The sequence below is a fragment of the Paenibacillus auburnensis genome (genome assembly GCF_927798115.1).
Lineage (GTDB): Bacteria > Bacillota > Bacilli > Paenibacillales > Paenibacillaceae > Paenibacillus_AQ > Paenibacillus_AQ auburnensis.
The window spans coordinates 323,492-343,201 of the sequence record NZ_CAKMMG010000004.1; the positions used below are offsets into that span (position 1 = coordinate 323,492).

Here is a 19,710-nt window from a genome sequence, read left to right on the forward strand (position 1 = left end):
AGTTTTTGTGAGGGTAAACCCCTTTGTATTTTCATCGTACAAAACTTACTTTGGAAGCCTATGCTTAGGTTTTGTGAGCATTAGTTAAAGAACAGTGCATCCAGCGAAATCGAACCCGGACCGGTCAGCGCCACTGCGACTGCTACTACAAGTACTGTCAGCGGGAACTCTATCCCGTTAGCTGTTGACCAGAAGCCGTTAGGAGCATGAACCTTGATAATCGCGCCCAGCATCGTTGCCGCAATCAGCACAGCTGCCACCGGTGTCAGCAGGCCGGCTGTAAACAATACGCCTCCGACCAGTTCCATCAGTCCCGCCATTACTGCCATCGCTACCCCTGGCTTAATTCCGACAGATTCCATCCAACCTCCGGTTCCCTTCGGGCCGTAACCTCCAAACCAGCCAAACAGCTTCTGCGCCCCATGTCCGATAAAAGCAACCCCGATCACAAGTCTCAATAACAATAATCCTACACTTACCATAATAAACACTCTCCATTCTCTTCGATTTAATTATCTTAACCTTAAGATATATGTTAAAAATTTTTTGACTACCCTAATCTTCAAACCGCTTCGCGGCTTGGCAAAAGCAAATGCGGAACCGTCAGGGACACTTCCATCCCGGCATTACTGGTTCTACACGCCTTTGCCAAGCTTCTTCAGCAGCCCAATCGCCTGATCCTTCTCTTCCTGATTCAGTCCGCCCATCAGAGCATGAATGGAAGCCACGTGGCGGGGAAAAATGTCATCGAACAGCTCGCGTCCCGCTTCTGTAATCTCGGCATAAGTCACGCGGCGGTCTTCATCGCATGGAACCCGTTTCAGCAGCCCCCGCTTCTCCAGCTTATCGATGTTATAAGTGATGCTGCCGCTGGTGACGAGAATCTTCTCCCCGATCTGCTGCAGCGGAATTCTTGTTCTATGGTAGAGCACTTCCAGCACCATGAATTCAGCCGATGCCAGCCCATGACTCTTCATATCCTTAACCGCATGGTCCATCAGGCTTTTGTATGCCTTGGATAAAACCACGAACAGTTTCAGCGATGACGCCTGCTCCTCATCCGAGCTGCCTGTCGTTTTGCTTATAAGTTCATTGTAGTCGCTCATCATGTACACCTCCTGTCAACTGTGCTGTCTGCCCGCTCTGCGGATTGCTGAAGCACTTATCTTTAAGTTAATTATCTTTAAGTTAAGATAAATATACGCTATCTATTCTCTATTGTCAACAGTTGTTCTAAAAATAATCCCGCGCGGTTTGACCTCACTTTCAAAACGGCGTATCCTTTTTGTTGCGGCGCCGGAGAATTCAGCAACAAAGAAGTTAACACCCCGGTAGATTAGCGGACGATTACGAATATACCTGATCCCAACCTAGGATGCAGCCGGAACATCCCTGTTAGTGAAACTGAAGCCGTACAGCTCGTGAACCGGTGCATATAACTGTATTCCGTGCAATTATATACGGTAGAATCCCCCGTTCCTGAAATTTAAATGTATTCTATACAATTAAAATGGCTGAGCCAGCCTTTTTCAGTGCAAACCGGGATTTTTAGTTGTAAGAAATGCAGCTATCTCCTCCCATGCTCTGAAAAGACTGACGATAACTGTACAGAATACAGTTATCAATCATCATTGCCGGTTATTGCAAAGTTGCCATCGCATCTGCGGTCACTTCACATGGAGCAGACTGGCAGCTGGTCAACAGCTGAACCGGGTGATGGCCGAATATATTTATAACTATTTATTACGTCGTTACTTATATAGAAGGAGGCTCATTATGGAAGCGAAGATTAATCCACATGCGGAGGCTGCCGCGGGCATAGCTGCGGCAGAGGAAGCCCGTGCACCGCGCGTGCTAATCGTGACGGCAGTCGCGGCCGAGCGAGAAGCCGTCCTGCGCGGCCTGGCAGGCAGCAGCAGGTTCGAGGTGATTGCTGCGGGCGCCGGCACCGCAGCCGCTGCGGCGGGTACCGCCGCTGCTCTGGCAGCCGACCCGTACGGCTGCGTCATCAGCGCCGGGATCGGCGGCGGCTTTCCCGGGCGGGCGCCCTTAGGCTCGCTGGCCGTCGCCAGCGAGATGATCGCCGCCGACCTGGGGGCCGAGACGCCGGAGGGCTTCCGCAGCGCTGCCGAGCTCGGCTTCGGCAGCGTATCCGTGCCGGCAGACAGCGGCACGGCTAAGGCCCTTGCGGCCGCGCTGGCAGCGGCCGGGCTTGTCGTCAGCACAGGACCTGTGCTGACGGTGTCGACGGCGACCGGCACCGCCGGAACGGCCGCCGCCCTGGCCGCGCGGCATCCCGGTGCCGTCGCGGAGGCGATGGAAGGCCACGGGGTTGCCGTGGCCGCCCAGCGCTTCGGGATCGCGGCGCTGGAGCTGCGCGCGATCTCGAACCCGGTCGGCCCGCGCGACCGGGCCGCGTGGAAGATCCCTGAAGCGCTCGATGCGCTAGCGGCAGCGGCCGCTATACTACTGGAGGTGCTGTAATGACAACTGAACTCAATATTGCCTTTTCTCCTTGTCCCAATGATACCTTTGTCTTTCATGCCTGGGCCCACGGGCTGGTAGAAGGCGCGCCCAAGCTGAATGTGACCTTTGCCGATATCGACATTACCAATGGACTGGCCGCAGACGGTGCCGGACCGGAAGTACTCAAAATCTCCTACGCCGCACTCCCCTGGGTGCTGGAACGATACAAGCTGCTGCCTTGCGGCGGCGCGCTTGGCCGGGGCTGCGGCCCGCTGGTCCTGACCCGCAAAGGCCCGGGCGCGATCAAGCGCCCGCAGGAGCTGTCCGGCCGCCGGATTGCCGTACCGAGCGAGCGCTCCACCGCGTATCTTCTGTTCCGCCTATGGGCAGCCCAGCAGGTGCCGGACGGCCCTGCTGAGATTGTGGTCATGCCGTTTGATGAGATTATGCCTGCTGTGCGCGACGGTCAAATCGACGCCGGCCTGGTCATTCACGAAGCACGTTTCACCTATCCTTCCTATGGCCTGAACCTGCTGACCGATCTGGGCAGCTGGTGGGAGAGCGATACTGGCCTGCCGATCCCGCTCGGGGCGATCATCGCCCGCCGCGACCTGGACCACGAAGCCATTGCCGGCTGGATCCGCAGTTCCCTTCAATACGCCTGGGATCATCCCTCTGACAGCAGAGAGTACGTGCTGAGCCATGCCCAGGAGCTGTCGCCGGAGGTCGCCAAATCACATATTGATCTTTACGTGAATGAGTTCTCGATGAACCTCGGGGACGACGGTTACGCCGCCATTTCAGCGCTGCTAAATCGCGCAGCCGCCGAAGGGCTTGTGCCTGCCGTTGATCCGGCACTGCTGCGTTAAGATACCCGTACAGTTCCTATCCGCCAGTGCGTTGAAGCTTGATCATCAATGATGGGAGAGGATTCTATGATACCAGCAGGCAACAGCAAGGAGAATATTGACCGGTTCTTGGGATATCAGAACGAATACGACCGTTACCGCCCGGAGGCTCCGCCAATGGTTACCAGTCTGCTAAGTAATTACTTGGGCGGACGCCCTTCCGTGGTTGCCGATATCGGCTGCGGGACGGGCTTATCCACCTTCCTATGGAAGAATGCCGCCGATTCCGTAATTGGCATCGAACCCAACCCCGACATGCTGGGTAAAGCGGTCGAAAAGCTCAACCTTGAGGATGAGGCACAGTCACTATCCTTCATCCAGGGCTATTCAAACCAGCTTCCGCTTGATTCCGGCAGCGTTGATATCATTACCTGCTCCCAGTCCTTTCACTGGATGGAGCCGCTGAGCACTCTGCAGGAAATTGCCCGCTGTCTGCGGCCCGGCGGCGTCTTCGCCGCCTACGACTGCGACTGGCCGCTGGTGCTTCAGGCAGATATTGAAGCCAGGTATAATCTTCTGATTACGGCTGCCGATAATCTGCTCGCTGAGCTGCAGCCCGAATCCCAGCGGGCACATAAATGGGATAAAGAGGGCCACCTGGCCCGGATTCAGGCCAGCGGCCATTTCTCGTTTGCACGGGAAGTAGTATTCCATAATACCGAAACCTGCGATGCCGAGCGGTACGTAGGGCTTATGCTCAGCCAAGGCGGCATCCAAACGGTACTAAAGACCGGTTCTATTGCTCTGGACGTCGACATATCCGAGTTCACCGCCGCGGTAGAAGCCTACTTCGACGGCCGGACTTTGCCGGTTCTGATCAGCTACCGGATGAGGATCGGGATTAAGTAATTGCCTGCCTGAGCGTTTACGCGAGTTAGCGATTTAGACGATTTGCCTGTTCACCCATGCAAGTTTAGCTTATACTTATTGCAAAGAGACGAAGAACGTCCCGGCTGCCCTCCTTGAGGGAAGCCGGGACGTTTTCTATTTTGGCGGGGAGTGTGAGTGTTTATGTCATTTGAAAACGCACATCAGCAGTTTATTGCAGGACATCTTGCAGGCAGACCGGCCGGAGAACGGCGGGGGCGGCTGGAAAGAGGACATCAGCATGCGGAGGTGCTATTCTTGCGCAATGTCTGGTGGCCGCTGCGGGGTGATTTGACCAAACTTCATCCTGAATATGAGGTGATAGACTGGCGCGGCAGATCCTATTTTGCCGACTTCGCCTGGCTTCCGGGCCACATCAGACTGCTTATTGAAATTAAAGGCTATGCCTCCCACGTCCGCGATATGGACCGGCGTAAATTCTGCAGTGAGCTGAACCGCGAAACCTTCCTGCAGGCGATGGGATACCGTGTTATCTCTTTTGCCTACGATGATGTTGAGCGGCGCCCCGAGCTTTGCATAAGTTTACTTCGACTGATTATGGGCAGATATCAGGCTGCCGAGGCTCCTGTATCACGGCTGCAGCTTATGGAGCAGGAGGTCATCCGTCTGGCCATCCGGTTAACCGGGACTGTCCGTCCCCAGGATGTTAAGCAGCACTTCGGCATTGACTACAAAACAGAAGTCCGCACACTGCGCAGTTTGTCTGATAAGGGCTGGCTGCTCCCCTCCTGCCGGGGCAATCAAGAAAGAGTCGTCCGGTATGAACTGGCGCATGGCGTGCTGGATTATTTCAATTAGGTTAGCCTCTAAGGAATAGCGTTACACCTGTCATTGCTGTTAGAGGATTGCATCCCATAGTCTAGAAAACAGCTAAGTGGAAAAAGGCAATCTATTGGGCTCCTTAAAGCGGTTTTTGAATGATTAGTTGGAAAAAAGCAATTAATTTGTCCCATTCAGCCCATTTCTCCTGATGATGGCTAGATTAAGTGGACTTTTTCCTACTAGCCTCCCGCTAAGCTCGATTGATGAGCATTTAACTGGAGAAGTGCAACTAGAATCAAAAGTGGACACTTCTTATTGGTACAAGGGATAATAAACCTACCAAAACTAAGAGGTGTCAAAAGATGAGCCAAAAACGCCAACGGTTTAACGAGACGTTCAAACGTGAAGCAGCTAAATATGTGCAAGAGCAGACGAAGTCTCTGGGGCAGATCGCCGAAGAATTGAACATTCATCCAGAGACCCTACGGCAATGGGTCGCAAAATACCGTGATTTCGAGAACGAACCGGTAAATCATGGTGAAGCCCTACGTCAGCAGTCCCAAGTCATTGACGAACAGAAACGAGAAATCGATGACCTCAAAGAAGAGATTGCCATCTTAAAAAAGGCTATGCACATCTTCAGCAAAGAAAGGAACTAAGGTTCCAGTTTATCGAAATTCATCGCTCCGAGTTTCGATTAGAGAAGATGTGTGAAGTGCTTCAGGTATCCCGGAGTGGCTATTATAAGTGGCGGAGTGCCCTACCCTCGGAACAACAGAAACGCAAAGCCAAGCTAACCGAGCGCATTCAGTGGCACTATGAGGATTCCGACAAGCGCTACGGCAGTCCAAGAATCCAGCAAGAGCTTGTTAAAGAAGGCTGGAGCGTCTCTGAACGTACGGTAGGCCTCATTATGCGCGAACACGGTCTACGTTCCTGCATGTCTCGGAAGTTCCGGCCAGCCACGACCGATTCGAAGCATGACCTGCCTATCGCCGACAATGCACTGCAGCAAGACTTTTCGGCCACCAAACCGAATGAAAAATGGGTGGCCGACATCACGTACATCCCTTGCCGCCAAGGAAAACTCTACCTGGCCAGCATTCTGGATTTGTACACGAAGCAAATTGTAGGTTGGACACTCAGTGACCGGATGACTACAGATTTGGTTTTGGATGCGCTAAAGCAAGCGTACGCGGCCAAGAAGCCAGGCAAGGGACTCCTGCACCATTCGGATCGTGGATCCCAGTATGCGTCCAAAGACTACCGGGCACAGCTTAAGCAATACTATATGAAGGCGAGTATGAGTCGCAAAGGAAATTGCTATGACAACGCCTGTATGGAGGCATTTCATAGTATTTTGAAGCGTGAATTGATCTACTGCGCCCCCAAATTTAAAACCAAACAAGAAGCTAAAGACAAGCTGTACCGGTATATTGAGTTTTTTTACAACCGCAAACGCTCGAACAGCACGCTTGGCTACATTTCACCTGCCCGATTTGAGCAATTGTACTATGAGAACATTAGCTAGTTAGTGGTGTCCACTTTATTGACAGATGAGCAAAGTTCCCACTAAGCATACGGAGCCGGGAAATTATTGAACTAGAAGCCTGACATGAGATACAAATCGTCTAAGGACTCACCAGCCCCGCCTCTATCCAAAAAAAAGCGCCCAACCGCGATAACTCCGCGGTTGGGCACTTGTCCGTCCGGCATATAACCTGCCTACTTCTTATTCATCTTAAACTTCAGGAATAGCTCGTTGTAATGGGCGAGCATCCGCTTGCCAAGGTTGTCGTATACCTCCAGCCGGTCGGTAATCGCGGCGGGCGGGTAGAAACGTTCATCGCCGGAAATATCTTCGGGCAGCAGCTTGAGTGCGGGAACGTTAGGGGTAGAGTACCCTACGTATTCGGCATTCTGTGCTGCAACCTCAGGACGGAGCATGAAGTCGATGAACTTATGCGCACCCTCCACGTTGGCTGCCGTCTTCGGGATGACCATGTTGTCGAACCATTTGTTCGAGCCTTCCTCCGGAACTACATAGTCGAGCTTGTCGTTCTCGTCCAAAATCTCCGAAGCATCGCCGGACCAGACAATCCCGACGGCTGCTTCCTCATTAGCCAGCAGCATCTTGATTTCGTCACCGACAATCGCCTTCACGTTAGGCGAGAGCTTGTTCAGCTTAGACAGCGCCTCCTGCAGGTGGTCTTCATTGGTATCATTAACCGAATAGTGCAGGCTGTTCAGCGCCATGCCCATGACCTCGCGGGCTCCGTCGACCAGGAAGATATTATTGTTCAATCTCTTGTCCCAGAGGGAATCCCAGCTGCTGAAATCAATATCCCCGGTCATCTCAGGATTGTAGATAATCCCTACCGTTCCCCAAAAATAAGGCACCGAATACTTGTTGCCCGGATCGAAGGACAGGTCCATGAATCTGGAATCGATATTAGCCAGATTCGGAATTTTGCTGTGATCCAGCGGCAGCAGCAGGTTCTCCTCCCGCATCTTGGCGATGGCATAGTCGGAAGGCACCACCACATCGAAGACCGTTCCGCCCTGCTCCACCTTGGTCAGCATCGCTTCATTCGAATCAAAGGTCTGGTAGATAACTGTAATCCCGGTCTCCTTCTCGAACTGCTCCAGGAGATCAGGATCAATGTAGTCGCCCCAGTTATAAATCGTCAGCGTATTACCGCCTGTGTATCCTTCCGCCGAGTTCAGCCTGGAGCCAAGGAACATCAGACCAAAGGCAACGAGCAGAATCGCCAGAAATGCATTAACCAGCTGTTTCATCTAGGCACCCCCGCTTCTGCAACCGGCTCCGCTATTATGGCGGACGGCTTATTCTTCCGCTGGTTCAGGAAGTAATAGCCGATAACGAGCAGGATCGTAAAGAGGAAGATCAGTGTCGAAAGTGCATTGATCGACAGCGATACCCCTTGCCGCGCCCGGGAATAAATCTCCACCGAGAGTGTGGAATAGCCGTTCCCGGTTACGAAGAAAGTCACCGCGAAATCATCCAGTGAATAGGTCAGCGCCATGAAGAAACCGCTGAAGATCCCGGGCTTGATGATCGGCAGAATCACCTTGGTCAGGACATTAAGCCTGCTGGCCCCGAGGTCGCGGGCGGCATCGGTCAGCGTCGGGCTCATCTCCTGCAGATGCGGCAGAATCATCAGCACGGCAATTGGCACGCTGAACGCCACATGGGAGAGCAACACGGAGGTGAAGCCAAGCTTGATGCCGGCAATGGTGAACAGGATCAGAAAGGAAGCCCCTATAATAACGTCTGGACTGACGATCAGCACATTGTTCAGCGAGAGCAGTGCGTTCTTTGACCGGCGGCTGCGGCTGCGCTGAATAGCAAGCGCACCAATGATCGCCAGCAGCGTGGCAATCGCCGAAGACAGGAGCGCGATCACCAGCGTGTTGATCACAATAATGATCAAGCGCGTATCCTGCAGCACTTCCCGGTAATAATCGAGCGTAAAGCCCTCGAATTTATGCATCGTGCCGCCGCTGTTAAACGAGTAGTACATCAGATAGAAAATCGGCGCGTACAGTACGACAAACACCAGCACCAGATACAGGTTACCAATCCCGTTTTTATTTTTCATGCCGCACCCCTTTCCGCGAGCTGCCCGTAAGGATCATGAACAGCGCCATGATGGCGATCAGGAAGACGGCAACCGTCGAGCCCATGCCCCAGTCCTGCGTAACCAGGAAGTGCTGTTCAATCGCGGTACCCAGCGTAATCACCCGGTTGCCGGCGATCAGACGCGTAATCATAAACAGCGACAGCGCAGGAATGAATACAGCCATACACCCAGAGCGTACTCCGGAGACCGTCAGCGGAAAAATAACCCGCCGGAACGTCGTCCATCCGGAAGCGCCCAAATCGCGCGCGGCATCCACGAGAGACAGGTTCAGTTCCTCCAGGGCACTGAAGATCGGCAGAATCATGAACGGAATAAAAATATACACCGAGACAAACACAAAGCTGAAACCGGTAAAGAGAATTTGCTGCTCCCCGAGCCCCAAGAGATCGAAGAAGCTGTTCACCGGCCCGAAGGTGCCGAAGATCCCGATAAACGCATACGTCTTCAGCAGCAGATTGATCCAGGTCGGCAGAATAATCAGCAGCAGCCACAGCTGCTTATGCTTCGTGCGGGTCAGCAGATAAGCGGCTGGATACGCTACAAGCAGCGAAAACAGCGTGATCAGGAACGCATACCAGAAGGAGTTCAGCATCATTCTCATATATACCGGCGTAAAGAAATTCACATAATTGTCCAGTGTCAGATGCCCGTCCAGGTCAAACAGGGAGTAGTAAATAACCAGCAGCACCGGCGCGATTACAAACAGGGCGATCCATAAATAATAAGGGATGAGATAGTACGACCGGCCCTTATTGTTCATGGCTCTCCACCTCGCCGTAAGCTTCCAGACGTCTGTCGAATTCTTCCTCCGTTTCACCAAAACGCATAACATGAATCGCTTCCGGATCAAAATAGAGTCCGATCTCGCTGCCTACCTCAGCCTTGCGTGTAGAGTGGACCAGCCATTCATGGCCGGATTCATCGTAACAGCTGATCTCATAGTGTACTCCCCGGAACAGCTGGGAATCGACGCGCACCTTCAGTTTGCCCTGCTCCAGTGTTGCGATTTCCAGATCCTCCGGACGGATCACGATTTCAACCGATTCGTTCGGCTTCAGCCCCGCATCCACGCATTCAAAACGGTGGCCGCCCCATTCCACCAGATAATCCTCGATCATAACACCGGGTACGATATTTGACTCTCCTATGAAATCAGCAACGAAACGGTTGATCGGCTCATCATAAATATCGTTCGGTGTGCCGCTCTGCTCGATTTTCCCTTTATTCATGACAAAGATCCAGTCGGACATCGCCAGCGCTTCCTCCTGGTCATGGGTAACGAAGATGAACGTGATGCCGAGCCGCTGCTGCATTTCCCGCAGGATATACTGCATCTCCGTACGCAGCTTCAGGTCTAGCGCGGACAACGGCTCGTCCAGCAGCAGTACCTGCGGCTCGTTGACGATCGCGCGGGCAATCGCTACACGCTGTCTTTGTCCGCCGGACATTTCGTTGATCGCGCGCTGTTCGTAGCCGACAAGGTTGACGAACCGCAGTGCTTCCTGCACCTTTTGGGTAATGACATCCTTCTTGAGCTTCTTAATGCGCAGTCCGAAAGCCACATTCTCGAATACGTTCAGGTGGGGAAACAGGGCATAATCCTGAAACACCGTGTTCACCTGACGCTCATTGGCGGGAATGTGGTTGATCATTTTACCGTTTAGATAAATAGAGCCTTCAGTCGGTTCGGCAAAACCCGCGATCAGACGCAGAATGGTCGTCTTGCCGCAGCCGGACGGTCCCAGCAGTGTATAAAATTTGCCGCGTTCGATTTCGAAGCTGACACCTTTTAACACGGCCTCCTCATCATCATATTGCTTAGTAACCTGGTCAAAAGAAATAATAGTGCCTTCCGGGGTAGCGATAGCTAACGACCTCCCTTACCTTATGTATTACAAACCATTTACCCTCATCTTACAGCGCACAATCGGCTTGTTGGGCTCAGTACTGCCTAAGCGACAATTCTGCCTCCGCTTCGACAACATTTCATATTATATAGCATATAGGATGTATCCCATATATGCGATAGCCAACAACACTTATAGCCTTGCAGAATCTTAACAAGTTCGTAAAAAATAGCCCTCTTTACGCTGCGTATGAGGTGCTATAATGAAACCGTCTGAAAATACTTTGAAAATTCCTCTTTTTATGAAAGAAGATGACTGAAAATGAACGAGGGGTTACAAGACCGCCTTGAGAAATTTGGATTATCCCTTTATATGATACGGATCACACTGGCTGCTTCGCTCTCCTGGGTGGCAGTTCATAGCCTGTACGGTGACCATTACTTATATTTTGCCCCGCTTGCAGCTATTCTGATTACACAAGGAACGGTTAAAGCCTCGCTTGAAAAAGGCTTCTACCGCCTGCTCGGCATTGTGCTCGGCGGAACGGTCAGCCTCATTGTCGGCCGCTTCCTGGATATCGGCATTCTCTCGATCCTGCTGATCCTGCTGCTGGGCATCGGTATTGCCACCGCGTGCCGGATTAATATTCAGGCCGTCTCACAGGTTGGCGTGACCTCTGTTCTCGCGCTTACCTTCTACCATGATCACTATATTGTGTGGAGGGTTGCCGAGACCCTGATCGGCGTACTGATAGCCTTATTGATCAATATGATTATCGTCCCGCCCAAAGGCTTCGTCAAGGTGAAAAGCCTGGCACTCGAAGGAAGCCTGCTGCTGGCGGATTCCCTGAGCGGAATGGCTACTGGCGGCAGAGACGCAGCAAAGGCCCAAAAGGCGCTGACACGCTCCGGGGAACTGCTCGCGAAGAGTGTCCGGCTGCGCCAGGAAATGCAATTCACCTTATCGCACTACCCCTGCCGCAGCGGACTTCGCGGGTTGACACAGGCTACGGCCCATCTGCAGAAGGTTCACTTCTATGTCAAAGAGATTGCCGATGAGCTCTCTCTCCTGCCTGCGCATTATGCTGCCGCAGACTGGATGGTGGAGGTGGCCGGCGCAACAGCCGACTGCATCGCTCTGTACGGGACCAAGACATTGTCGGACGCCGAAGTCCAGCGCTCACTGCAGGAGTCACTCCGGCATGCCCGTGATCTGCAGCTGGCCTGGTTCTCCGAGCTGCAGGGAATATGCCCGCTGACGGCTATCCGCGATCTCGGAGCTGTTTTCTCTCATCTTAACCGGGTGCTGGAGGTCATCGAACAGGCCGATTATGCGGCAGTTTCAGCCGCACCTCTGCCGGCAAGAGCCGAAGCTGCACGCAGTATCCATCTTGTAAATAATGGACTCTCCCACAAGCTTTAAGCTTGGGAGTGTCCTTTTTTTTGCTGCTACAAAATCTATATATTTCAGGTGAAATTACAGTTGAAAACCGGCTCATACAGGAATAAAATTAGGATTGTTTAAAAGAATTTGTCGAAATTCAGTACTATAGTACCAGGTATGATCATTTTATTGTCGAACACTTCATTAAATGACCTCATGCTGAGTGTTTATCATGTTTCATGTATAAAGGCAAACTGCCCGAAAGGGCGGGACGCAAAGCAATGGGCCTAACAATGCCGCTGTGCATTCATGGCTGCCAGGCTGCCGGTTTGATAATACGAAAAGCGAGGTTATACCTATGCCGCAGCGCACCCTTGACCATTCCCGGCATGTGTTCAGTAAAACAATGCCGGCCTTTAGCACTACTTTTCCTATGGAGTCCTCTACCCCGTCCTATCCGGTCAGCGGAATGGGCGGAAATGAAGATAAAGATGGAATAATCATTGTACAGAATGATCAGATTTTCATCACCCCCCCTTTACGCGGCGGCAAGGCTGCCCTGATTTCTGCTGTTCACCCTGTCGTCCTGAAGATGAACGGAGGGAAGGTAACTGAACCTATCAGGGTCACTTCAGCCAATCATTTGAGCTGGGAGATCAGTGAGAAGCCGCAGTACCAGATTACGATTTCCGAGGATAAGCTGAGAGCCTACTTTACCCTCTACCGTGTGGAGAAGTATGCCTGGAAGCTTGTGAATTGCCCCGCCTCCGCCGAAGTCTCTGTCCGGGCAGAGCCGGACTATGATCTGCTGCTGTCTAAGCTGACTGTAGACCAGATTCTGGCCGGCTTTCCGAAGAGCTCCTTCATCCCTAATCTCAACATCCCTGCCCTTTACGCCGAATTGAATAATCCGACCTATCTTCCGGTCTGCATTGCTGTGGGCAAAGCCCCGGTTCCCGGTACCAATGGCAGGCTAGAGCCCTTGCTGCAACCGGATATGACCGGAGAATTCAGCAGCTCCAAAGCTCCCGACCCTTTGAATTATCTCGGTTATCCAGGGATTGCATCTGTCCAGCCGGGAGAAGTCCTGGCCCGCAAATTGCCTCCGCGGGAAGGATTGCCCGGCTTTGACGTGTATGGCGGCATTCTGCCGTCACCCCAGCCGGAAGATATCTGCCTGATACACGCCGCCGATACCTCGCTGCTTCCAGGCGGAGAGATTATCGCGCTGCGTGAAGGAAGACCCCGGATCACAGGCATTGGAACACCGGTGGTGAGCATTGATTTCCCGTCTGCCTATATTATGCCGCAGGGAATGGACACAGGAGACGGGGCCTTTATGTTCGCAGGGGATGTGGTTGCACCGGAAGGAATCAGGGACCAATCCATCATTGAGGCTTTAGGCAATGTCTACATATACGGTGATGTCCAGGGGGCTGTGATTGCCGCTACAGGCAGCATTGTTATCCGTGGAACGGTAACAGACTGCCAATTATATTCCGGCTGTTACGGAGTGAGACAAGGGCGGCTGCACCTGCATCCCGCTCACCTGATTGAGGAAATAACAGCACTGAGAAAAGCAGCCAGGCTGCTGGAGCAGAATCTTCAGTCACGTCAGCAGACGGTGAAATACGGACTGGTAGTTATGCTGCTGCTGGAAAGTAAATGCAGCCATATACCGGGTCTGCTCACCGGATTTCAGAAACTGCTTTTGGACAATGAGTCAGCCTGTCCTATGGACATAGAGCAAATTAAACATATGCTGGAGGTCTTCCTGCACCCGGGGCAGTTCACCGACTTCATAACGGATTCTGTGATTGGGACGTTGTTGAAGCTGCTTGAGGCGTTCTGTGAGCGGATTGAAGGCCTGCAGGAGGAGAATGCCCGGATTGATGTTTCAGAGGCAGAAGGCTGCATGATTCAGGCCGGCGGAGACCTCTATATACATAAAGAAGGCGTCAGAAACTGCACGCTGCAGGCATCCGGAAATGTTCAATTCCTCATGGAACAATCGGTATGCAGCGGATCCATAGTCGAAGCGGGCGGAGCGATCACCTTGCAGAGCGCCTGTGCAGAAGCAGGCCAGCAATCAGTCCTTACAGCAGGGAGTACAATTAGTGCCCGCCGGATTTCCGTTACCCGCTTGAGTATTGGCGAATATACTACGGAGATTGATGATTTGCTGGAGGATGCGGTATTCACAGCCCAGAATCTGCGGACGGCTAATCAGAGATAGTGCAATCTGTTTACGCTTACATACAGTTTTTCAACCCAATTAAAGAGCCTGCCGGACCTCATACAGTATCCGGCAGGCTCTTTTTATCTTATCCGTGCGTCCGCCCCAGCTTAACATTGACCAGAATAATGCTAGCCACGATCAGCAGCATACCCACAATCAGATTGGTCGTAATCTGCTCATGCAGCAGCACCACGCTTGAACCTATGGAGATCAGAGGGATCAGGAAGGTAAACGAACCGACCTTACCGGCCTCCCCTTCATTGATCAGCTTAAAGTACACCATCCAGCCGAGCGCGATGACGAACACCGCAATGAACAGTGTGTTAACAATAAAAGCACTGTTCCAGGTAATTGCTGACCAGCTTTCCGTGGCCGAACCGGCTGCCAGCAGAATCACTCCGCCGATCATGATCTGCATCGCCGTCATCCACAGCATATCTACCCGAGCCGCATTCCGTTTCGTATAAATGGTAGCGAATGCCCAGCTGAGTGCGCTGGCCAGCGCAAGCAGAACGCCGACAGGAGAGATGCTTCCGTTGAACCCGCCGATGCTTAGGGCGGCTACCCCCAGAAAGCCGAGCAGCAGGCCGAATATTTTGAGCCCGTACATGCTCTCCCCTAGCCAGACCCAGGCAAAGATGCCCAGCAGCACCGGCTGCAGAAACACAATGGCCGAGAACAGCCCGGAAGGCACATACTGCAGGCCTATCGTCTGGAAGCCGTAATAAAAGACGATACTGAGTATCGCCGATGTCAGATAGACCGGCCACAGCCGCCTGAACTGAAGCTGCTTCCATTTCGGCAGGGCAGCGAAGATCAGGATGATACCGGCAATCACCGTCCGGATGCCGGCAAACAGCAGCGGAGGAGCATAGGATAAGGCGATTTTGGACAGGGGCCAATTGATCCCCCAGACAATCACCAAAAAAGTAAGCAGAGCTATCGTTTTATTACGTCCGGACATTCATTCACCTCTTGTTTCATTTTCATTCCAAATGATACAATAATCCCAGTCATAATTGAAATGAATTATAATCATGAGGGGCATACCAAATCCGATATGAACAACAATCAGATTCGCCTGTTTGTCAAAATTGCCGAAACCGGAAGCTTCACCAAAGCCGGCCTGGAGCTAAATATGACCCAGCCGGCGGTCAGCCGCGCTATTTCCGCGCTCGAAACGGAAATGGACGTCAAGCTGCTGCTTCGCGACCGCCGCAGCGGGTTGATGCTCACAGAGGTGGGCAAACGTGTCCTGATTCTTTTCCGGGAAATTCTCAGCGGGTTCAATAAGGTCGAGCAGGAGATTTCCGCAGAGAAAGGACTGGAGAAGGGGCTGATCCGGATCGGAGCCTTTCCGGTGGCCGCCGCTTACTTTGTGCCCAAGATGATCCGCTCGATTAAGAACAGGTATCCGGGGATCGAAATCTCCGTCCATGAAGGCTCGGTGGCCGAGGTAAAGGAATGGCTGGAAACGCGCCAGATTGATGTCGGGCTGATTATTCCGCCGCATGAGGAGTTTGAGACCCTTCCGCTTTTTCGGGAGAAGCTGTATGCGGTGCTGCCCGGCGGCCATCCGCTGGGACAACACCAGGTTATTGATGTGAAAGACCTGGAGCACGAGCCGATGATGATCTGCAGAGCGGGCTATGAGCCTCCAGTGCTTGATTTATTCGAGAGAGCCGGCAGTGAGCTGAACGTGAAATATGTTGTCAACAGCTACAATACAGCGCTGAACATGATCCAGGAGGGTCTGGCCGTAGGCGTGCTGTCCCAGCTGTCGCTGCTAGCGCCGCCTGATGATGTGATCATCCGGGAGCTTTCCCCTGATGCTTACCGGGATGTCCATCTTGCTGTCCATTCGCTGGAGGAGGCGTCCATCGCCGTCAGATTGCTCATTGATACTGCGCTCGAATTATTCACGGAAGCCGGAAATCTAAGTCCTGCTGCAAACACTGTAAAGGAGTGAATACTATGAAAACCAACCGTCTGGGAAACAGCGGGCTGCAGGTATCGGCATTGGGCCTTGGAACGAATGCTTTTGGCAAACGGGCCGATCAGCAGACCTCGATTGAGATTATTCATACCGCACTGGATCAAGGGATCAACTTCATCGATACCGCCAATATTTATGCCGGTACCGAATCGGAAAGAATCATCGGGCTGGCTCTGGAAGGCAGGCGGGATCATGCAGTTCTGGCCACCAAGGCAGGTCTGCCGAGGGCCGAAGGCCCGAATGGGAGCGGTTCCTCCCGCCATCACCTGATGCTGGAGCTGGAAGGCAGTTTGCGCCGCCTGAAGACGGATTATGTGGATCTGTATCAGATCCATACCTTCGATCCTTATACCCCGCTGGAGGAAACGCTGCGCACCCTGGATGATATGGTAACTGCAGGGAAGGTCCGTTATATCGGCGCCTCTAATTACGCGGCCTGGGAACTGATGAAGGCGCTTGGGATCAGCGAAGCGCGGAATCTGATCAAGTACAGCTCGATTCAGTGCAGCTATTCGCTGGCCGACCGGACTCCCGAGAACGAGCTGCTCCCGCTCTGCCTGGATCAGGGATTGGGGATCATCCCTTATTTCCCGCTGGCCGGGGGGATACTGACCGGCAAATACAGCGGCAATGGCGCCGCGCCTGCCGGATCGCGTGCTGAAACCGATCCGAACTTTAACCGTTTCCTTACTCCTGAGCGGATTTCGCTGGGGAATGAGGTCAGCCGGGTCGCCGCGGATATCGGAACCTCTCCCACAGCCTTATCCTTAGCCTGGCTGATGAGCAGGCCCGCTGTCTCCACGGTTATCGTAGGGGCTACACGGGTGGAGCAGGTGCAGCAGAATCTGCAGAGCACCGCTCTTGAGCTGGACGCGGAGACCCTGGACAAGCTGGAAGAAGCCAGCCGCCCGTTCCGCAGCGGCGAGCCGTTCGCCGTCTACCGTTTGCCTTAACTGCAAAACGCCAAGAAGCCTATAGCTCCTCTCCCTGCCGGTATCGGCGGGCTGAGCTATAGGCTTTTTTTAACGGAATATTATTGCTTATTTATACGGCTGCGATGAATCGCTCCATATCTTCTTCTACGGTTGTAATGCCGCCGATTCCAAAGTTATCGACCAGTACTTTAGCCACATTCGGCGATAGGAAGGCCGGCAGTGTCGGGCCGAGATGAATATTTTTGACCCCCAGGTGCAGCAGCGCCAGCAGTACAATTACCGCCTTCTGCTCATACCAGGCAATATTGTAGGCAATCGGCAGGTCGTTGATATCGTCCAGTCCGAACACTTCCTTCAGCTTCAGGGCAATGACTACAAGGGAATAGGAATCATTGCATTGTCCGGCATCCAGCACTCGCGGAATTCCGCCGATATCGCCGAGGTCGAGCTTGTTGTATTTGTACTTCGCACAGCCTGCGGTAAGAATGACAGTATCCCCTGGCAGTTCAGCAGCAAAGTCAGTGTAGTAATTGCGGCTCTTCATCCGGCCGTCGCAGCCTGCCATCACGAAGAATTGCTTAATCGCACCGTTCTGGACCGCTTCTACCACCTGATCGGCCACATTCATAACCGCCGCATGGGCGAATCCGCCGACAATCTCTCCAGTCTCAATCTCGGTCGGAGCTTCACAGCCCTTGGCCTGCGCAATAATCGCGGAGAAATCCTTAACTCCATTAGCATCTGCCGGAATATGCTGCACGCCCGGGAAGCCGGTGTTGCCTGTCGTGTATAACCGGTCAATATAGCTATCCTTAGGCGGCACGATGCAGTTCGTGGTCATCAGAATCGGACCGTTGAAGCTGGCAAATTCCTCATTCTGCTTCCACCAGGCATTGCCGTAATTGCCTACAAAGTGGCTATACTTCTTGAAGGCCGGATAATAGTGGGCCGGCAGCATCTCACTGTGCGTATACACATCCACTCCAGTTCCCTCTGTCTGCTTCAGCAGCTCTTCCATATCCTTCAGGTCATGTCCGCTGATCAGAATCCCCGGATTCTGTCCTACACCGATGTTCACTTTGGTAATTTCCGGGTTTCCATAAGTGGTTGTGTTAGCCTGGTCGAGCAGTGCCATTACATCTACGCCGAACTTGCCGCACTCCAGCACAAGCGCAGTCAGTTCGTCCGCACTCAGACTATCATCCAGCACCGATGCCAGACCTTTTTCCATAAAAGTATGGGTTCCTTCATCCGCAAATCCCAGCACGGACGCATGTTCCATATAGGCAGCCATTCCCTTGAGCCCGTAAGTCAGCAGCTCGCGCAGGGAACGGACATCTTCATTCTCCGTCGACAGAACGCCAACCGTCTCTGACTTGGCCAGCAGTTCCTCTTCGGTATCCGCTGTCCAAAGTGCGGCATCATGATTCCCGAGTGGAACCACTGCTCCAGCCTCCTTCAGCCTGCTGCTCCACTGGTCACGCAAGGTAAGCCCTGTTCTTATTCTGTCAATAAAAGCTTCCGGGACAAAATTCGCATTGGTTATCGTAGCAAACATACTCTCTATAATGAACTTATCTGTGGCAGAGTCGGTGATGCCTAATTCCCGGCCTCGGCGTGCAAAGATGGAAATGCCTTTCAGTGTGTAGATCATCAAGTCCTGAAGATTAGCGACTTCACTCGTCTTACCGCATACTCCCTGGATGGTACAGCCCGTTCCTTTGGCCGCTTCCTGGCATTGAAAACAAAACATGCTGCTCATAGCGTGTTCACTCCTTAAATGGGTATCGTTACACGGGGCAGAGACTGTTCCTCCGCCTTTACAGTTACTGCTTATTGTAGTAGACTTTCGCCATACTATCGGTAACGGATGTTACCGAATAAATTTAAATTTGGAGGAAAATGATGAAGCCGGACCCTGCCGTACTGCAGTCCTGTCTGCTGTTCCGGGGCAAGTCTGTGGACGAGATAGAAGCACTGCTGCAAAAGATGCTGTACTCCGTTTCTTCCTACCAGAAGAACATGCTGATCTTCGCCGAGGGCGACACTGCGGACCGGATCGGAATCATTCTCTCCGGGCGGGTCGAGGTCCAGAAAACCCATCCCACCGGCAGCAGCGTAACTATCGCCCATTTAAATGTCGGACAGACGATCGGGGAAGCCGTACTGTTCCGCAGAGAAAATATAGTCCCGGCTACTGCCACGGCTACAGGCCCCTGCTCTATCCTGTTTATTGGCAAGCAGGAGCTGCTGAGGCTGTTCACCACAGATACAGATATGCTGACCCGCTTCATTGAGAATCTGTCTGAACGGCTGGTACTGGTGAACCGCAAAATCGAGATGCTGTCCGCAGGCCCGCTGCGGAGGCGGATGATTTACTTTCTGCTGGAGCAGGCGATGCAGCAGTCTTCAGACGTCATCTCACTGCCGTTCAGCCGCAAAGAGTGGGCGGAGCATTTGAATACTGCGCGTCCTTCACTATCCCGTGAAATGGGCTACTTGCGCGACATCGGCTGGATTGAGTTTAAAGGCAGCCGGATTGCCCTGCTGAACCGTGAAGCTATGAATGACTACATCCGCACCGACAGTACGATTTCCGGCAAAGAGAAATAACCATTCGT

19 protein-coding genes and 1 riboswitch are annotated in these 19,710 nt (G+C 52.9%); of the genes, 11 read left to right on the plus strand and 8 right to left on the minus strand.

The features are described 5' to 3' along the window. Nucleotides 1–80: 80 nt before the first annotated feature. Both L6H70_RS17030 and L6H70_RS17035 read right to left on the minus strand, forming a co-directional pair. Complete coding sequence (locus L6H70_RS17030) at nucleotides 81–482, minus strand: DoxX family protein (RefSeq protein WP_236335086.1); 402 nt, start codon at nucleotides 480–482, stop codon at nucleotides 81–83. Between the two features lie 153 nt (nucleotides 483–635). After that, nucleotides 636–1,106, minus strand: coding sequence for a MarR family winged helix-turn-helix transcriptional regulator (locus L6H70_RS17035; protein WP_279306767.1), 471 nt, complete (start codon nucleotides 1,104–1,106; stop codon nucleotides 636–638). 670 nt (nucleotides 1,107–1,776) lie between these two features. Here L6H70_RS17035 and L6H70_RS17040 point away from each other — a divergent pair. From L6H70_RS17040 to L6H70_RS17065, 6 genes are all read left to right on the plus strand, one after another. Next, the gene (locus L6H70_RS17040; protein WP_236335088.1) at nucleotides 1,777–2,484 is read left to right on the plus strand and encodes a futalosine hydrolase; all 708 of its coding nucleotides are present in this window, start codon (nucleotides 1,777–1,779) and stop codon (nucleotides 2,482–2,484) included. After that, nucleotides 2,484–3,335 (plus strand): 1,4-dihydroxy-6-naphtoate synthase, encoded by an 852-nt coding sequence (locus L6H70_RS17045; RefSeq protein WP_236335090.1) that lies wholly within the window; start codon nucleotides 2,484–2,486, stop codon nucleotides 3,333–3,335. Before L6H70_RS17040 ends, L6H70_RS17045 begins: the two co-directional genes overlap by 1 nt. Nucleotides 3,336–3,401: 66 nt before the next feature. Further along, nucleotides 3,402–4,223, plus strand: a complete 822-nt coding sequence (locus L6H70_RS17050; RefSeq protein ID WP_236335091.1) for a class I SAM-dependent methyltransferase — start codon at nucleotides 3,402–3,404, stop codon at nucleotides 4,221–4,223. A gap of 162 nt (nucleotides 4,224–4,385) precedes the next feature. Then, complete coding sequence (locus L6H70_RS17055) at nucleotides 4,386–5,060, plus strand: DUF559 domain-containing protein (protein WP_236335092.1); 675 nt, start codon at nucleotides 4,386–4,388, stop codon at nucleotides 5,058–5,060. Nucleotides 5,061–5,386: 326 nt separating this feature from the next. Next, a complete protein-coding gene (locus L6H70_RS17060) occupies nucleotides 5,387–5,683 on the plus strand; it encodes a transposase (protein ID WP_236335093.1) in 297 nt (98 codons plus the stop codon). Nucleotides 5,684–5,700: 17 nt separating this feature from the next. Then, nucleotides 5,701–6,555: an IS3 family transposase gene (locus L6H70_RS17065; RefSeq protein WP_236335208.1), complete on the plus strand. Its 855-nt coding sequence runs from the start codon at nucleotides 5,701–5,703 to the stop codon at nucleotides 6,553–6,555. Nucleotides 6,556–6,749: 194 nt separating this feature from the next. On the opposite strand, the gene L6H70_RS17070 is transcribed toward L6H70_RS17065, so the two are convergent. From L6H70_RS17070 to L6H70_RS17085, 4 genes are read right to left on the minus strand one after another with little or no spacing between them, the layout of a single operon-like run. Further along, a complete protein-coding gene (locus L6H70_RS17070; protein WP_236335094.1) occupies nucleotides 6,750–7,823 on the minus strand; it encodes an ABC transporter substrate-binding protein in 1,074 nt (357 codons plus the stop codon). Beyond that, nucleotides 7,820–8,647, minus strand: coding sequence for an ABC transporter permease (locus L6H70_RS17075; RefSeq protein WP_236335095.1), 828 nt, complete (start codon nucleotides 8,645–8,647; stop codon nucleotides 7,820–7,822). The genes L6H70_RS17070 and L6H70_RS17075 overlap by 4 nt, the downstream gene beginning before the upstream one ends. Then, the gene (locus L6H70_RS17080) at nucleotides 8,637–9,449 is read right to left on the minus strand and encodes an ABC transporter permease (protein ID WP_054942404.1); all 813 of its coding nucleotides are present in this window, start codon (nucleotides 9,447–9,449) and stop codon (nucleotides 8,637–8,639) included. Before L6H70_RS17080 ends, L6H70_RS17075 begins: the two co-directional genes overlap by 11 nt. Further along, complete coding sequence (locus tag L6H70_RS17085) at nucleotides 9,439–10,554, minus strand: ABC transporter ATP-binding protein (protein WP_054942405.1); 1,116 nt, start codon at nucleotides 10,552–10,554, stop codon at nucleotides 9,439–9,441. Before L6H70_RS17085 ends, L6H70_RS17080 begins: the two co-directional genes overlap by 11 nt. A gap of 303 nt (nucleotides 10,555–10,857) precedes the next feature. Between L6H70_RS17085 and L6H70_RS17090 the strand changes: the two genes are divergently transcribed. Together L6H70_RS17090 and L6H70_RS17095 are read left to right on the plus strand one after the other, a co-directional pair. Further along, nucleotides 10,858–11,958, plus strand: coding sequence for an FUSC family protein (locus L6H70_RS17090; RefSeq protein ID WP_236335096.1), 1,101 nt, complete (start codon nucleotides 10,858–10,860; stop codon nucleotides 11,956–11,958). A gap of 199 nt (nucleotides 11,959–12,157) precedes the next feature. Continuing rightward, nucleotides 12,158–12,248, plus strand: a riboswitch (cyclic di-GMP riboswitch). 29 nt (nucleotides 12,249–12,277) lie between these two features. Then, nucleotides 12,278–14,155 (plus strand): flagellar assembly protein A, encoded by a 1,878-nt coding sequence (locus L6H70_RS17095; protein WP_236335097.1) that lies wholly within the window; start codon nucleotides 12,278–12,280, stop codon nucleotides 14,153–14,155. A gap of 88 nt (nucleotides 14,156–14,243) precedes the next feature. On the opposite strand, the gene L6H70_RS17100 is transcribed toward L6H70_RS17095, so the two are convergent. Further along, nucleotides 14,244–15,122, minus strand: coding sequence for a DMT family transporter (locus L6H70_RS17100; RefSeq protein WP_236335099.1), 879 nt, complete (start codon nucleotides 15,120–15,122; stop codon nucleotides 14,244–14,246). 96 nt (nucleotides 15,123–15,218) lie between these two features. On the opposite strand from L6H70_RS17100, the gene L6H70_RS17105 reads away from it, so the two are divergent. Further along, nucleotides 15,219–16,127 carry a LysR family transcriptional regulator gene (locus L6H70_RS17105; protein ID WP_236335210.1) on the plus strand — a complete coding sequence of 303 codons (909 nt, stop codon included), beginning with the start codon at nucleotides 15,219–15,221 and terminating at the stop codon, nucleotides 16,125–16,127. Nucleotides 16,128–16,132: 5 nt separating this feature from the next. Continuing rightward, nucleotides 16,133–17,107, plus strand: a complete 975-nt coding sequence (locus L6H70_RS17110; protein WP_236335101.1) for an aldo/keto reductase — start codon at nucleotides 16,133–16,135, stop codon at nucleotides 17,105–17,107. 91 nt (nucleotides 17,108–17,198) lie between these two features. Here the strand turns inward: L6H70_RS17110 and hcp are convergent, their stop codons facing one another. Continuing rightward, nucleotides 17,199–18,851, minus strand: coding sequence for a hydroxylamine reductase (gene hcp / locus L6H70_RS17115; protein WP_236335103.1), 1,653 nt, complete (start codon nucleotides 18,849–18,851; stop codon nucleotides 17,199–17,201). A 143-nt stretch (nucleotides 18,852–18,994) separates the two neighbouring features. Here hcp and L6H70_RS17120 point away from each other — a divergent pair, with 143 nt between their 5' ends. Then, on the plus strand, nucleotides 18,995–19,702 hold the full coding sequence (locus tag L6H70_RS17120; protein ID WP_236335104.1) for a Crp/Fnr family transcriptional regulator: 708 nt from the start codon (nucleotides 18,995–18,997) through the stop codon (nucleotides 19,700–19,702). The last annotated feature ends 8 nt before the right edge of the window (nucleotides 19,703–19,710 follow it).